Origin of the sequence: Bradyrhizobium genosp. SA-4 str. CB756 (assembly GCF_000473125.1) — a bacterium.
In the GTDB taxonomy this organism is placed as follows: domain Bacteria; phylum Pseudomonadota; class Alphaproteobacteria; order Rhizobiales; family Xanthobacteraceae; genus Bradyrhizobium; species Bradyrhizobium arachidis.
This window is the reverse complement of the sequence record NZ_KI421499.1, coordinates 8,246,639-8,260,578: the sequence shown is the minus strand read 5'-3', so window position 1 is coordinate 8,260,578 and position 13,940 is coordinate 8,246,639. Positions and strand designations below refer to the sequence as shown.

General features: G+C 64.3%; 18 protein-coding genes and 1 pseudogene. 7 read left to right on the top strand and 12 right to left on the bottom strand.

Annotation, left to right across the window (positions count from 1 at the left end; translation table 11 throughout):
- Positions 1-39: 39 nt before the first annotated feature.
- The gene (locus tag BRAGE_RS0139970) at positions 40-414 is read right to left on the bottom strand and encodes a winged helix-turn-helix domain-containing protein (protein ID WP_027563981.1); all 375 of its coding nucleotides are present in this window, start codon (positions 412-414) and stop codon (positions 40-42) included.
- Positions 401-1,018, bottom strand: a complete 618-nt coding sequence (locus BRAGE_RS0139965) for a hypothetical protein (RefSeq protein WP_027563980.1) — start codon at positions 1,016-1,018, stop codon at positions 401-403. The genes BRAGE_RS0139970 and BRAGE_RS0139965 overlap by 14 nt, the downstream gene beginning before the upstream one ends.
- A gap of 198 nt (positions 1,019-1,216) precedes the next feature.
- On the opposite strand from BRAGE_RS0139965, the gene BRAGE_RS0139960 reads away from it, so the two are divergent.
- Positions 1,217-2,461, top strand: coding sequence for a S1C family serine protease (locus tag BRAGE_RS0139960; RefSeq protein WP_027563979.1), 1,245 nt, complete (start codon positions 1,217-1,219; stop codon positions 2,459-2,461).
- A gap of 176 nt (positions 2,462-2,637) precedes the next feature.
- On the opposite strand, the gene BRAGE_RS0139955 is transcribed toward BRAGE_RS0139960, so the two are convergent.
- The 6 genes and pseudogenes from BRAGE_RS0139955 to BRAGE_RS0139930 all read right to left on the bottom strand — a co-directional run bounded on the left by BRAGE_RS0139955 (position 2,638) and on the right by BRAGE_RS0139930 (position 6,079).
- Positions 2,638-3,375: a DUF899 domain-containing protein gene (locus BRAGE_RS0139955; RefSeq protein WP_027563978.1), complete on the bottom strand. Its 738-nt coding sequence runs from the start codon at positions 3,373-3,375 to the stop codon at positions 2,638-2,640.
- 22 nt (positions 3,376-3,397) lie between these two features.
- Positions 3,398-3,730: pseudogene (locus tag BRAGE_RS0139950) on the bottom strand (SRPBCC family protein); the annotation flags it as partial.
- Between the two features lie 11 nt (positions 3,731-3,741).
- The gene (locus tag BRAGE_RS0139945; RefSeq protein WP_035730588.1) at positions 3,742-4,206 is read right to left on the bottom strand and encodes an ArsR/SmtB family transcription factor; all 465 of its coding nucleotides are present in this window, start codon (positions 4,204-4,206) and stop codon (positions 3,742-3,744) included.
- Positions 4,207-4,305: 99 nt separating this feature from the next.
- Positions 4,306-4,560 carry a DUF3551 domain-containing protein gene (locus tag BRAGE_RS0139940; protein ID WP_027563975.1) on the bottom strand — a complete coding sequence of 85 codons (255 nt, stop codon included), beginning with the start codon at positions 4,558-4,560 and terminating at the stop codon, positions 4,306-4,308.
- A gap of 129 nt (positions 4,561-4,689) precedes the next feature.
- Positions 4,690-4,956, bottom strand: coding sequence for a DUF3551 domain-containing protein (locus BRAGE_RS0139935; protein WP_027563974.1), 267 nt, complete (start codon positions 4,954-4,956; stop codon positions 4,690-4,692).
- A gap of 148 nt (positions 4,957-5,104) precedes the next feature.
- The gene (locus BRAGE_RS0139930) at positions 5,105-6,079 is read right to left on the bottom strand and encodes a Bug family tripartite tricarboxylate transporter substrate binding protein (protein WP_027563973.1); all 975 of its coding nucleotides are present in this window, start codon (positions 6,077-6,079) and stop codon (positions 5,105-5,107) included.
- A gap of 159 nt (positions 6,080-6,238) precedes the next feature.
- Here BRAGE_RS0139930 and BRAGE_RS0139925 point away from each other — a divergent pair, with 159 nt between their 5' ends.
- Positions 6,239-6,649, top strand: a complete 411-nt coding sequence (locus BRAGE_RS0139925) for a VOC family protein (RefSeq protein ID WP_027563972.1) — start codon at positions 6,239-6,241, stop codon at positions 6,647-6,649.
- Positions 6,650-6,736: 87 nt separating this feature from the next.
- Here the strand turns inward: BRAGE_RS0139925 and BRAGE_RS0139920 are convergent, their stop codons facing one another.
- Positions 6,737-7,831 carry an HD-GYP domain-containing protein gene (locus BRAGE_RS0139920; RefSeq protein WP_027563971.1) on the bottom strand — a complete coding sequence of 365 codons (1,095 nt, stop codon included), beginning with the start codon at positions 7,829-7,831 and terminating at the stop codon, positions 6,737-6,739.
- 281 nt (positions 7,832-8,112) lie between these two features.
- Between BRAGE_RS0139920 and BRAGE_RS0139915 the strand changes: the two genes are divergently transcribed.
- The 4 genes from BRAGE_RS0139915 to BRAGE_RS0139900 all read left to right on the top strand — a co-directional run bounded on the left by BRAGE_RS0139915 (position 8,113) and on the right by BRAGE_RS0139900 (position 10,762).
- On the top strand, positions 8,113-8,877 hold the full coding sequence (locus BRAGE_RS0139915; protein ID WP_027563970.1) for an alpha/beta fold hydrolase: 765 nt from the start codon (positions 8,113-8,115) through the stop codon (positions 8,875-8,877).
- 24 nt (positions 8,878-8,901) lie between these two features.
- Positions 8,902-9,231, top strand: a complete 330-nt coding sequence (locus BRAGE_RS0139910) for a hypothetical protein (protein WP_027563969.1) — start codon at positions 8,902-8,904, stop codon at positions 9,229-9,231.
- 159 nt (positions 9,232-9,390) lie between these two features.
- Positions 9,391-10,065 (top strand): dienelactone hydrolase family protein, encoded by a 675-nt coding sequence (locus tag BRAGE_RS0139905; protein ID WP_027563968.1) that lies wholly within the window; start codon positions 9,391-9,393, stop codon positions 10,063-10,065.
- 217 nt (positions 10,066-10,282) lie between these two features.
- On the top strand, positions 10,283-10,762 hold the full coding sequence (locus BRAGE_RS0139900) for a hypothetical protein (RefSeq protein ID WP_027563967.1): 480 nt from the start codon (positions 10,283-10,285) through the stop codon (positions 10,760-10,762).
- A gap of 124 nt (positions 10,763-10,886) precedes the next feature.
- On the opposite strand, the gene BRAGE_RS0139895 is transcribed toward BRAGE_RS0139900, so the two are convergent.
- The 3 genes from BRAGE_RS0139895 to BRAGE_RS0139875 all read right to left on the bottom strand — a co-directional run bounded on the left by BRAGE_RS0139895 (position 10,887) and on the right by BRAGE_RS0139875 (position 12,951).
- Complete coding sequence (locus tag BRAGE_RS0139895) at positions 10,887-11,624, bottom strand: polysaccharide biosynthesis/export family protein (protein WP_027563966.1); 738 nt, start codon at positions 11,622-11,624, stop codon at positions 10,887-10,889.
- Between the two features lie 204 nt (positions 11,625-11,828).
- A complete protein-coding gene (gene msrA / locus BRAGE_RS0139885; protein WP_027563965.1) occupies positions 11,829-12,485 on the bottom strand; it encodes a peptide-methionine (S)-S-oxide reductase MsrA in 657 nt (218 codons plus the stop codon).
- A 148-nt stretch (positions 12,486-12,633) separates the two neighbouring features.
- Positions 12,634-12,951, bottom strand: coding sequence for a hypothetical protein (locus BRAGE_RS0139875; RefSeq protein WP_027563964.1), 318 nt, complete (start codon positions 12,949-12,951; stop codon positions 12,634-12,636).
- A 361-nt stretch (positions 12,952-13,312) separates the two neighbouring features.
- On the opposite strand from BRAGE_RS0139875, the gene rpsT reads away from it, so the two are divergent.
- On the top strand, positions 13,313-13,579 hold the full coding sequence (gene rpsT, locus BRAGE_RS0139870) for a 30S ribosomal protein S20 (RefSeq protein WP_027563963.1): 267 nt from the start codon (positions 13,313-13,315) through the stop codon (positions 13,577-13,579).
- Positions 13,580-13,940 lie beyond the last annotated feature (361 nt).

The following is a 13,940-nucleotide window of genomic DNA, read 5'->3' as shown; positions in this document are numbered from 1 at the left end:
ACTTTGCATTGCAAAGTCTCCGGTCAAAAAAGGGGAGGATCAGGTCGAGGCGATGCCGAGGCGGCCGAACGGCGGCGCCTCGCGGCCCGCGGCCTTGGCGGCGTCGCGCACCAGGCGTTCGAGCACGGCGAGATAGTCGAGGAAGCGGCGCCGGCCGGCCTTGGTCAGCCGGCAGGTGGTGTGCGGGCGATTGCCCTCATAGCCCTTGTGCACCTCGACGAGCCCGGCCTCCTGGAGCACGGCGAGATGCCGGCTGAGATTGCCGTCGGTGAGGCCGCAAAGCTGCTTGAGATCGGCAAACGCCAGCCCCTTGGGATGTGCCATCAGCGAGGTCAGAAGCCCGAGCCTCGCCTTCTCGTGGATTACGCGGTCGAGCCCTTCATAGGAGAAGGGCGCACTGTCAGTCTTCGACATCATGGTCTCCGGACGCGAAATACAGAATGGCTGCCATCACCGACTGCCCGATCACGAAGGGCAGGCCCATGGTCCATGGCGACAGCGTGTGGGTCCGGCTCGCGAGCACCACGACCGCAAAGCCGGAGATGAAATACCAGGCGCCGGCGAGCGCGACGGTGCGCGGCAGCGAACGGACGGAAGCGAAGATGCCGAGCGACACCAGGATCTGCCACAGGCCCGGCAGCAGCCACAGCGTCTCGCTCGCGAACTTCCACATCACGACCGCAAGCAGGATGCCGGCGACGCCCGCTGGCAGGAACTGCTCGACCGCCTGATGGATCATGGCGTCGGCGAAACCCGAATGATGACGGCGCGAGCGCGCCCTCATCTCGATGCCGATGATCAGGACGGAGAGCGCAGCGGCGATGAACCAGCCGAAGAAGAAACCGATCGGCTCACTCGTGGCATCTCGGAGCAGCCAGAATTGCAGGATTGCTGTGATCAGTGCGACGGCGCCGGTCGCCGCCATCGTCGCCGGGCCATAGCCGCGGAACGCCGTGCCCGCCGCAATCTGGCTGCGGATCGCCACGATGTCGGCCAGTGCCTTGTCGAGATCGCGCATCGGCAACGCCAAAACCTCGCTCCACCCATGCTGGCGGGATTGCTGCCCCGTTACTTTGTATTGCAAAGTATATAGCAGTGCGAAGTAAAGGCAAGGCGAAATCATTTGAATGAGACCTGACCCGCGGCAGACAACTGCGGGTTGCGCGCCCCTGATCCGGCAGCTAAGATGTTCCCATAATGTTCCTGGGGGAAAGGTATGTGGCTTAAGTCATTTATCGTCGCGTCTTGCTTGCAACTCAGTGTCATCGGCGTGGCGCAGGCGGCGGGGCCGTTCGGCTCCGTCAATGTGGGTAACTGGATCGGCGGCGCCTTCAGCAATGACGAGACCGGCGCCTTCTCCCATTGCGCGGCTACCGCGCCCTACGCCAATGGGGTGAGTCTCGTCGTCGCGCAGAATGCGGCCGGCTCCTGGCTTCTGAGCTTTGCCAGCCCCGGCTTTCGCTTCAACAAGGGCGATACCGCGCCCGTCGATGTCATCTTCGACGGCCAGGAGCAGGCCAGGTTGTTCGCGACCGCCAACGCCCCCAACATGGTGACGACCATCCTGCCCCTCAATGTCGCTCGCACCTTCCAGAAGGCAAGCCTGATGGTGGTGACGACCAACGGCAGCAAGCCGCTCCAGTTCGTGTTGACGTCGACAGCGCCCATGGTCGCGGCGCTGGCAAATTGCGTCACACGGGTGAAGGCAGACGGGCTCAGCAAGGCCGGGGATTTCACCAAGGGTACCGCGAAGCCAGCGGTCACGGCGGATAAGCAGGCATCACCGCCGGCCGGCAAGTCCGCCAAGTCCAAGAGCGGCACCGGCTTCGTGGTCAGCGCCAATGGGCACATCGTCACGAACAACCATGTGATCGACGGCTGCAGCGACCTCAAGGGCAATCTCACGGGCGAGGCCGCGATGGCGTTGCGCGTCGTATCGAGCGATGCAAACAACGATCTCGCCCTTTTGCAGGCGCCGTCAACAGCGACGTTCAAGGAGTTTGCCCGGATCCGCGACCGCTCGATCCGCTCCGGCGATTCCGTCGTCGCGATCGGCTTTCCCTATCACGGGCTGCTGAGCTCGGACTTCACCGTGACCACCGGTATCGTGAGCTCGCTCAGCGGCATGCGCAACGATTCGCGTTTCCTGCAGATCAGTGCGCCCGTGCAGCCCGGCAACAGCGGAGGCCCGCTGTTCGACACCACCGGGCAGATCGTGGGCGTGGTCACGGGAAAGCTCGACAATCTGCGGATCGCGGTCGCAACCGGCAACATTCCCGAGAACATCAACTTCGCCATCAAGACCGGCGCGCTGCGCGACTTCCTCGATAATTCCGTGGTGCCGTACCAGACGGCAGAGCCCAAGGGCGAGCTCAAGACCACCGACATCGCCGGCAACGCGCGGCCCTATACGATGCTGATCTCGTGCAACGCCACGGAACAGGCCGACGCGAAGCGGTGAGCCTGCCAAGACAACCAGCCCCGAGGTGCAAGCGGCGCGATGCCATGCATCGCGCCGGGAGCCTCGAAGGATGAACGGCCCGGATGCAGCGCGGCCGTCGCCCTTCGAGGCCTCCGCTGCGCTCCGGCACCTCAGGGTGACGGTGATAGATCAGAGGCCACGGCAGCAGCCCCCTCTCACCCGTGACAACACGCCCCCTTCGCCGCCTGCGGCTCGTACTGGTCGCGGAGACGGACCCAGTCCATCGGATAAGGCAGGCCGTCCTCGTGGCGGCCGAGCGGGGTGAGGTCGAGGTACTGATAGGCGGCGTTCATCATGTCGAGGCCGCGGGCGAAGCAGGAATAGGTGTGGAAGATCTCACCGGCCTCGTTACGGAAGAACACGCTGATGCCGGGGAGCTCGGGGCCGTAGAACGGCGTGGTGCCGAAATTGTACTTTGGGATACCCCTGTCGATCTCTTCGCGCGTGAACGAGACCTCGTAATCGCGGTTGAAGTCGTTGCCGCCTGACGAGACCCAATCGAACGTCCAGCCCATCCGCCTCTTGAAGGCTTCGAGCTTTGCGACCGGCGCCAGCGAGATCGCCGCCATTGCGGTGTCGCGCGCGGCAAGGTGCGGCGCCATGCGATCGAGCCCGTCGGCCCAGAACGAGCAGCTCTTGCAGGCGACGTCCCAGTCGGGCGCGAACATCACGTGCTGGACCACGAGTTGCGGACGGCCCTTGAAGAGATCGCCGAGCGTCACGCTGCCGGTCGGCGCCTCGAACACATAGTCCTTGTCGACCCGGACCCAGGGCAATGCACGGCGCTCTTCGGCGAGGCGTTCGCGGGCCTGGCTGAGCTCCTTCTCATGCGCGAGATGAGCCTTGCGCGCTGCGATCCATTGCTCGCGCGAGACGATCTGATGGGACTGCATGGCATTCTCCTCTGACGGGACTTCAGGCAACGAAGGCATCGAGCTTGTCGAACGACGCGATCCAGCCATGCTGGTGGTTGTCGCGTGCGGTCTCGTCGAAGAACTGGCCGTGATGGAACACCATCAAGGTCCCGGCACTGTCCGGCTTGAACGTGATCGTCACCAGCGATTCGCGTTCCGGGGTCGAATGCCAGGCCCAGGTGAAGACGAGACGTTCGTTCGGCACCACTTCGCGATAGGTGCCGCCGGCCTCGAAATATTCGCCGTCTGCACCGGTGAAGCTGATCCTAAAGCGGCCGCCGGCGCAGACGTCGAGCTCGGCTTCAAGCGTCGCAGGCTTCATATTCGGCGGCCCGAACCATTGCGCTAGCTGCGCGGCTTGCGTCCAGGCGGCGTAGACTTTTTCCGGCCGCGCGCGGAGCCGACGCGTGAGCGTGAGGCTTGGACGTTCGGTTGGGGGAGTGGCTGTGCGGGAATTGGTGTCGATGGCTGCATTGGCCATGTGTCTTCCTCCACGAAAGCGGCAAGGCGGTCGAACTTCTCGGACCAGAACTGTGCGTAGCGATTGAGCCAGTTCATCGCCTGCTCCATCGGCTGCGCCGCGAGCCGGCAGGACACCGTGCGCCCGGTCTTCTCCCGCACGATCAGGCCCGCATCCGAGAGCACGTCGAGATGCTTCATGATCGCCGGCAGCGAGACCGGAAACGGTGCGGCGAGCTCGCTCACCGACAGGCCGTCCTGCTCGCCGAGGCGCGCCAGCAATGCGCGCCGCGTCGGGTCGGAGAGCGCGGCAAAGGTCCGGTCCAGCGCGTCGTCCTGATACTTAACCATTTGGTTTAGTATAGCCGCGAGCGAAGATGCGTCAAGCAGGAACCCGCGTGCGCAGGTCCGCACGACTGCGTGATCAGGCAGAAGCCAATTAAATGGCGACTAGTATGGCGGAACGTGCCGACCGCGCAGCGCCGGTGGAGGCAGCGGTCGCGTGGCTATCGCAGGATTCGGTCCGCAAAAACCCTTGCGGCCGGATGCGCTCAGCAGACATTGCTCGCGGGTTTGATAGGAGCAGTCGCCGGGATAGCCATATTCCGAATCCTGGATGCACCACGCGTAGTCCGCGCGCGCCGGGCTGCCGCCGACCAGCCACATCAGGGCTATGGCGCCCAGCACGACCTGCACCTTGCGCATGACCGATCTCCCGTGTTCGCCGCGCGACATGCGACCTCACAGAGAAAAAGGCTTGGCGAGCCGATTTATTCCGGAGCGATCAGGCGAAAATGCATCGCGCAGGATGGGCGCCGGCTTCGCAGGTTGCGATCAGTAGGGCGCCACAGGCCGCGCGCGCCGCTGCGGCCGCGGTTGCTGGCCGTAGGCGAAGCGAGGGTTGCGGTCGCAATACAGCAGCCGGCCCGACACACTGGCCAGGCATTGCTCATAGGTGCTGTAGGCGCATTCGCCGGGATAATCATACTCGCCGCCCTGCGCGCACCAGGGATAGTCGCGAGCAGCGGCCGGCGTCACGGTGACGAAGCCGGCAAGAACGGTCGCGCCCAGCGTCAGCAGCGCCAATTGCGTCTTGCGCATGATCCCAACTCCTCTGCTCACGGCGCGAGATACGCGCCTTCTCTCACCAGGTTTCGCTGCGCCGTTTTATTCCGCCGTGGCAGAACAAGATACGCAAGAAAAAAGCCCTGCCGACCGGCAGGGCTCCATTCCCGTCATCACAAGATCGCTACTCGACCTTGAGGCCGGCGAACTCGACGACCTTCTTCCACTTCTCGGTCTCGGCCTTGATCTCCTCGCCGAACGCCTCCGGCGTCTGGACCCGCGGCTCGCCGCCGAGCTCGACCAGGCGCTTGGTCATGTCAGGCTCCTTCATCAGCGTGTTGATCTCGCTGTTGAGCTTGGCGATGATCTCCTTCGGCGTGTTCTTCGGCGCGCCCATGCCGAACAGCGCGCTGGCCTCGTAGTCCTTCACGGTCTCGGCGATCGCCTGCACGTCGGGCAGCTGCGGCGAGCGCTCTGCCGTGGTGACGCCGATCGCACGCAGCGAACCGGAGCGGATGTGCTGGATGATCGAGGGCATGTTGTCGAAGATCACCTGCACCTGGCCGCCGAGCATGTCGGTGATCGCGGGCGCCGCGCCACGATACGGCACGTGCTGCATCTTGCAGCCGGTCATCGCCATGAACATCTCGCCCGACAGATGCACCGAGGTGCCGTTGCCGGACGAGGCCATGTTCACCTTGCCGGGATTGGCCTTCACGTATTCGATGAACTCGGCGACGTTCTTGGCGGGCACGTCCTTGTTGACGGTCATCACGTTCGGCACGCGCTGGAACGAGGCGACGGGCGCGATGTCGCGCACGAAGTTGAACTTCAGATTGGCGTAGAGCGAGGCGTTGATGAAGTTGGCCGGATTGACCAGCTGCAGCGTGTAACCGTCGGGCTCGGCGTTGACGACCGATTCGGTGCCGATGTTGTTGCCGGCGCCCGGCTTGTTCTCGATCACGAATTGCTGGCCGAGCTTTTCCGACAGACGCTGGCCGATCAGCCGCGCCAGGATGTCGGTGGCCCCGCCCGGCGGATAGCCGACGACCCATTTCACGGGCCGGGACGGATAATCCGCGGCAAAGGCCTTCGACAGCGGGCTGGCTGCAAGAGGCGTGGCGGCAAGCAGGCCCAGCGCGGTACGGCGAGTGATCATCTCAAGGGTTCTCCCAGGTGGTATTCTTCAAAGAGTGTTGTTCTTCAAAGAGCGTTGTTCTTGAAGGCCGGATATCTTGAAAGTGTCGTCGACGCGGTTGTAACAAAGCTTACCGCAGGCGGAAAGTGCACCTGGCGCATCACGACGAAAGGATAAGGCATGACGGTCAAGGTCGAAGCCCTCGATCATCTCGTGATCAACGTCGCCGACGTCGCGGTGACCGCCGAGTGGTACCGCAAGATTCTCGGCATGGAAGTCAAGGTGTTCGACCCCGGCGGCGGCAAAGCGCCGCGGACATCGTTGCAATTCGGTAACCAGAAGATCAACGTCCGGCCGCGCGATGCCGACAAGGTGGAGTGGTTCACCGCCGACCACCAGACCGCCGGCAGCGACGATCTGTGCTTCCTCACCTCCGCTGCGCCCGACGAGGTCGTGGCGCATTTGCAGGCACATGGCGTCGCGATCGAGGAAGGCCCGGGCCCGAGGCAAGGCGCCCGCGGCACGCTGCGCTCGGTCTATTGCCGCGATCCAGACGGGAACCTGATCGAGATCTCATCGTACGAAGACTAGACTCGTTCATTCGGGGGCGGTGCGCAGCACCGAACTATGGTGCGCAGTTGCGCAATCGCAGCTGCCGTAGGGTGGCGAGCGACGCGCCTAGAACGCCCCCAGCGCCACCGGGCGGAACGCCTGCAGCAGCTGCTGGTCGAGCTTGCCGCCCATGCCTTCCATCATCGCAAACGCGCGCGAATGGGTGAACGGCATGCGGTAGGCGCGCTTCTCGACGAGCGCCGCATAGATGTCGACGATGGTCGTGAGACGCACGATGTCGCTGATCTGGTTCGACGACAGGCCGTTGGGATAGCCGCTGCCGTCGAGGAATTCGTGGTGATGCAGGATCACGTCGAGCATCTCCGGCGGGAAGCCGCCTTGGGCTGCGAGCGCGTCATAGCCGCGGCGCGGATGCTGGCGGACCTCGGCCATCTCCTCGTCGGTGAGCTTGCCGGGCTTGTCGAGCAGGTTGGAGGGCACGAAGGCCTTGCCGACGTCGTGCAGCAGCGCGGCGCGGGTCAGGCGGCGCTGGTCGTCCTCGCGCATGCCGAGATGCTGCGCGAAGGCAACCGCAAAGCCGGTGACGAACAGGCAGTGGCGATAGCTGCCGACATGGTGGCAGCCGACGGTGGTGAGCCATTCGCGCAGCGACGAGTGCTTGATCGCCTTCAGGATCTTGCTCTCGGCGGCGATGACGTCGTCGAAGGTCAGGGGCACGCCGAGCGGTAGCTTCTCGAACATCTTTGCGAGCACCGCATGCGCCGCCTCGACGCCGCGGTTGAGCGTCTTGCCGCGATCGGTCGCGTCATAGACGGCGGTGTCGGGGAAAGCGGCGCGGATGCGCTGGAGGATGGCTTCCGGCTGCAGCGGACGCGAGATCGTATCGGTCGCGCCAAGCGCCCAGGCCTGCATGGTGCCGTGATGCAGGGCATCGGCGAGCACGAACAGCCGCGGCATCGAACGGTAGGCATCGCCGCGCAGCTTGTTGCGCACCCGCTGCACGCTCTCGGGCGAGCGCAGGTTGATGTCGACGACGAGACCGGAGAGATCACGCGAGGGCTGCTCGGGAATGCTCTCCGTCGTCACCGTCGAGACCTCGCCGACCGCCTTCAAAATGCTGGCGAGCTCGGTGCTCTCGTCGCTCCGGTCGGAGGCGAGCAGAAGCCGGCGTTTGGCTGCAGGTTTGGCTGAGGCGGTCATGGCTTCCCCAAAAGCGCGGGACTGGATTTGGGCTCAGCCTAAGCCGGATCAGGTTCTCCGGCCCTTAAGAGGCGTGCTCAATGGAACCCTGCGGGATTGCACGCAATTTTAGGGATTTCGACTTCCGCCGCCGGAACCGCAGGACAGCGAAAACAACCCCATGCACAGTAGCCGGGGCCATTGCAAAGACTGGTTTTTTTGAACCGGCGAATCCGCCGCGGTTTCCTCCGCGCAGCCCTGCGGGCTAGGATGGGGTGGGGAAACAAGAAGAGGCGGAAGACATGCCGAAGATCGATCGGGACGGCGTCGGGATCTATTACGAGGTTCACGGCAACGGCCCGCCGCTGCTGCTGACTCACGGCTACTCCTCGACCTCGGCGATGTGGCATGGGCAAGTCGATGCGCTCGCAAAAAACCACAAGCTGATCCTGTGGGACATGCGCGGCCACGGCCAATGCGATTATCCCGATGACCCCAACGCCTATAGCGAAGCGCTGACCGTCGGCGACATCGCGGCGATCCTCGATGCCGTCGGCACAGAGCGCGCCATCATCGGCGGCCTCTCGCTCGGCGGCTACATGTCGCTCGCGTTCTATCGCGCTTATCCGCAGCGCGCGCGGGCGCTGCTGATCATCGACACCGGCCCCGGTTTTAGGAAGGACGACGCGCGCGAGGCCTGGAATGCGCGGGCGCTCGCTACCGCGGACAAGCTCGATCAGGAAGGGCTCGCGATGCTGAGATCGGCGACGCGCGAGCGCGCTACCGCGAGCCATCGCGATGCCAAGGGCCTGGCGCTTGCGGCGCGGGGCATGCTGACCCAGCGCGATGCGCGCGTGATCGAGCTGTTGCCCGACATCAAGGTACCCTCCCTGATCGTGGTCGGCGCAGACGACACGCCGTTCCTGGCGGCGTCGGACTACATGGCGGCAAAAATCCCTGGCGCACAAAAGGTCGTGATCCCCGCGGCCGGACACGCCGTCAACATCGATCAGCCCAAGGCTTTTGTTGACGCGGTGATGCCTTTCCTGAAGAACTTGCCGGCATAGGACGATCGGACAGGAACACAAGCGATGAAGCGAGCGATGTTGGCAGCCAGCGCGATGTTGCTCTCGATGTCGGCGCAAGCCGAGCCGTTCGGCGGCGTGCGCCAGCCTTTCGTCACGACCTTGTCGAACAACATCCCGCTCGCCTTCGGCATGGACGCCGGGCAGACTGCGCGCGCCCTCGGGCAACCGCTGCAATATGTGCGCGGACGTCCCGGCAACGAGATCTACCTCGCGCTTCGCAACCTCGGCGGCAGCGGCCTGATCCCCTACCGCCACCGCCTGTTCCTGCAATTCCGTCATGGACGGCTGGCAGGATGGAAGGAGGATTACGGCGAGAACTGGATGTGGGAGTGAGGTGTCTCCCCTCATCCTGAGGAACTTGCGCAGCAAGCGTCTCGAAGGATGAAGGCCCCGCTGCTGCATCTCGGCCATTCAACCTTAGAGACGTGCTGACGCGCTCCTCAGGATGAGGGGAGAGAGCACAGTTCGTAACAACCAAGAAGGACAACCCGCGTGGGACAGGACATCAAACTGACGGCTTCCGACAATTTCCTGCTTGGTGCCTATCGCGCTGATCCCGCAGGCAGGGCGAAGGGCGCGGTGGTGGTGATCCAGGAGATCTTCGGCGTCAACCACCACATCCGCTCGGTCTGCGACCGGCTCGCCAAGGAGGGTTACGTCGCGATCGCGCCGTCGATCTTCGACCGGACTTCGCCGGGCTTCCAGTCCGGCTATACGCCCGACGAGATCGCCGAAGCGCGCAAGTTCGTCGCAAATCCCGATTGGGAGGCAATGCTGCGCGACACGCAGGCCGCGATCGACGCGGTGAAAAGCGTCGGCCCGGTCGGCATCATCGGCTTTTGTCTGGGCGGCAGCATCGCCTTTGTCGCGGCAACGCGATTGTCCGGCCTCAAGGCCGCCATCGGCTATTACGGCGGCGTCGTCGTGCGCTTTGCCGACGAGAAGCCGAAGGTGCCGACGCAGCTGCATTTCGGCGAGAAGGACGCCGGCATTCCCCTGACCGATGTCGAGACCGTCAAGGCGAAGCGGCCGGATGTGGAAGTCTTCATCTATCCCGGCGCCCAGCACGGCTTCCATTGCGACGAGCGGCCGAGCTACGACAAGGCGAGCTCGGAGATCGCCTGGCCGCGCAGCATGGACTTTTTCGCGAAGCATTTGACAAAGTAGCGACCGCGGCTCTCTCCACCGTCATTCCGGGGCGCGCGCAGCGCGAACCCGGAATCCATCGTTCCACCAGTTCAGCGGCCTGATGGATTCCGGGCCTGCACCGCTTCGCGGTGCATCCCGGAATGACAGAAGAGGGGAGAGCAGGAATCGGGTGGCTGCATCCTGCCGCCCGGCGATAGAGCTGGCCGATCGCGCCAACCGACGCCGGGAACTCATCATGCAGCAGGCCAACACGAACATCATCATCCGCAATCCGTTCGGCACCATGGACGTGCCCGCGCCTGATGATCGCGAGGTCATGGATTATGCCGCGACCACATCGCTTGCCGGCGATGCGGCCGACGTCAATGCGGCGGCATGGGCGTCCATTGCCGCGCCGTCCGATCCGCTCGAAGGCACTTGGGCCAGTCGCTGGAACGGCGGCGCCGATCCGACCATTGCGGGCGACACGCCGGACAAGTGGAAAGAGGGGCGCGCGGAGGTCCGGGTCATGGGCGAGCGCATCTATCTGCGCTTCGACTGGGACCATGGCCGCCGGCACGGGCTGATCGATGCTGCGCGCGAGGGTACGCGGCTGGTCGGGAAGTACATCAATCTCACCAACCCGGCGATCATGCGGCCATGGGTGGGGCGCGTGATCGATGATGCGCGGATCGACGGATGCTTTCCGAACGGGCGGCTGGATTTTCGGAGATAACTGTCCGTCATTCCGGGACGCGCCGACAGGCGCGGGCCCGGAATCCATCGTGCGTCAGTGACGGTGGAGCAATGGATTCCGGGCTCGCGCTGCGCGCGCCCCGGAATGACGGGCGGAGAGAGTCTTAGAACCAGCGCTCGCCGACGAACACGGTGTCGCCCGGCGCGAGCGGCGTGCCGAGCGGGACGACGGCGCGCATGGCGCCACCGGCTTCGGTGTGCGTGACGGTGACCATGTCGCGCTTGGCGCGCGGCGAGAAGCCGCCGGCGATGGCAACGGCGCTTTCGACCGTCATGTTCGGCACATACGGATATTGGCCGGGCGCTGAGACTTCGCCGAGGATGAAGAACGGGCGATAGGTGTCGATCTCGACGGCGACCGAGGGCTCGCGGATGTAGCCGTTGCGCAGGCGCCCGCCGATCTCGCCGGCAAGGCCCGCGGTTGTGCGGCCACGCGCCGGCACGGCGCCGATCAGAGGCATGGTGATGGAGCCGCCGGCATCGATGGCGTAGCTGTTGGTGAGACCTTCCTGGCCGTAGACCACGACGCGCAGCTTGTCGCCGGCGTCGAGATGATAGGAGGCGTCGTAGCGGACGGGCGCGGCCATCGGCGCGGCATAGCCGACGGGCATCGGCGCAGGCGCGGAGGCAAAGGAATTGCTGAGCGCGGCGATGGCGCCGCCGCCGTTGTTGGCAACGACGACGGGTTGCGGAGCGCCATAGGCCATGGCGTCGAGATCGGGGCGCGGCTGAACATATGCGACAGGGCCGGCAGTCTGCATGCAGCCGCCAAGGGGCAGCGCGGCGGACGCTGCCAAGCAGGCTGTCAGGATCGACCATCGAAACGCGCGTGCAACCGGCACCGGACCTATCCCTCGAAACGAGACGGCTCCAGTGATGCACCGGTTATGGTTAATAAAGCGTTGAGCGGGGCGGCTATGGCGGTGGTGGCGCTTTTGGCGGTCATTCCGGGGCGTCGCGATCGCGACGAACCCGGAATCCAGAAGTTGTGGCACGAGATTCCGGGTTCGCGCTGACGCGCGCCCCGGAATGACGGGCCAAAATAACTACGCGCTCACACCAAGCCCGATCGGGCAGGACACGCCGGTGCCCCCTAAGCCGCAATAGCCGGCGGGATTCTTCGCCAGATATTGCTGGTGGTAGTCCTCGGCGAAGTAGAATTCGCCGGCGGGCGCGATCTCGGTGGTGATTGCACCGAGACCTTTTGCGGCGAGCGCCTTCTGATACAGCGCCCTCGACTCGTCGGCCGCCTTCTTCTGCGCATCGGAATAGGTGTAGATCGCGCTTCGATACTGCGTGCCGATGTCGTTGCCCTGGCGCATGCCCTGCGTCGGGTTGTGGTTCTCCCAGAACGTCTTCAAGAGCTTCGCATAGGAGACCTTGCTCGGGTCGAACACGACCAGCACCACTTCGGTGTGGCCGGTGCGTCCCGAGCAGGTCTCTTCATAAGTCGGGTTCGGGGTGTGGCCGCCGGCATAGCCGACGGCGGTGGTGTAGATGCCCTCGCCCAGTTCCCAGAATTTGCGCTCGGCGCCCCAGAAACAGCCGAGACCGAACACGGCCTGCTCGAGTCCTGCAGGATAAGGCGGCTTGAGCCTGCTGCCGTTGACGAAATGGGTGGTCGCAGTCGGGATGGCTTGCGCACGACCAGGCAGCGCCTCAGCTGCGCTCGGCAATGCGGTCCTCTTTCGCATGAACAGCATGATGGGTCTCCGGAACGAGACGTCCGTCGCGCGAGCCAGATGCTCGGGCGGCGTGCTCGCGATCAGGTGGGATATAGATGTCTACGTCAGCGAGGGCAGCGTTGTTACGCCGCGCCTTCGCGGGGTTCAGTCCCGCGGGGATTGAAGATCAATCCCGGGAATATCCGATCAGCGGCTTGCGCGGCCGGAACAGGATCATCAGCAAGATGCCCAAAATGCCGAGCACGGCGAAGACCGGCTGGTCCAGCACCAGGCGGATCACCGAGGTCCAGAGCCAGGGCGCCTTGGCCTCGACCCAGGTCCGGAACGCCGATTGGCTGGCCTGGTTGATGTCGTTCCAGAACTGGCCGAAACGGGTGAAGCGCAGGGTCTGGTCGGCCACCCAGCGGGCACCGTCATAGACCATGAAGATGAACCCGCCGGCGAGCAGCAACAGCCCAATCAGTCGGAAAAAGCCGCGGATCATGCCTCACCCCAGATGGTCGTCCGATCGATCGATCCGTATAACGCCCGCCAGCCAATAGCCAAGCGACGGCAGAAATTCAACCACTTCAGGGCGTTACACCCTTCCTTGAACGCCCTTGAGGGCGGTTTTCCGGCCCCGGAAAGCGTTGACGGTGCCGCAGACCCCCTCTATAAGGGCGCCAACTGGCGGCGGGCGCAATCCTGCCGCCGCTGTTCTTTGAGCAGTTGCAGGCTCTTTGAGGCCTCATGTTCCGGGAACGGCCCAGCAACCGAACACCCTAAATCCGAGCGTCGATTCCGCGGTCAAGCAGCCGGCGCTACCCGACCAAGACGCGACCGGTACCGCAAAGGACATTGAGACCATGGCCAATACCACTTCCGCCAAGAAAGCGACGCGCAAGATCGCCCGCCGCACTGCCGTCAACAAGTCGCGCCGCACCCAGATGCGCGGCGCGGTGCGCACCGTCGAAGAAGCCATCGCGACCGGCGACCGCGCCGCCGCCGTGAAGGCGCTGGCGAATGCCGAGCCCGCCTTGATGCGCGCCGCGCAGCGCAACATCATTCACAAGAACAACGCCAGCCGCAAAGTCTCGCGCCTCACCGCGCAGATCGCCAAGCTCGCCAAGTAAGCCGATCCAAGTAAGCCGATCCACGTCGGCCGATGCGATCGAGTCATTCGATCGGTTGAAGCAACATCGCGCGCGTTACATCAGCCCGGCCTCGTGCCGGGCTTTTCGTTGTCTGTCACAATTCGCCTGTCACAATTCACGCAAGCGGTCGTTCGACCGACGATGGACATTGGAAGATTCACTTCGACCGCATGATACCGCACGATAATGCGTCCCGTAGTTTTACCGCGGACGATTTTGCAACAGCGGAAACTTTCACTGCGCTGCGAAAAACCCCTGCGGGACGGGCCTAAGTTGAATTCGCACGCGCGCGAGTTCTGCACACCGTAGATTCACAGGAGCGGATCTCCCGGTGGAGTTA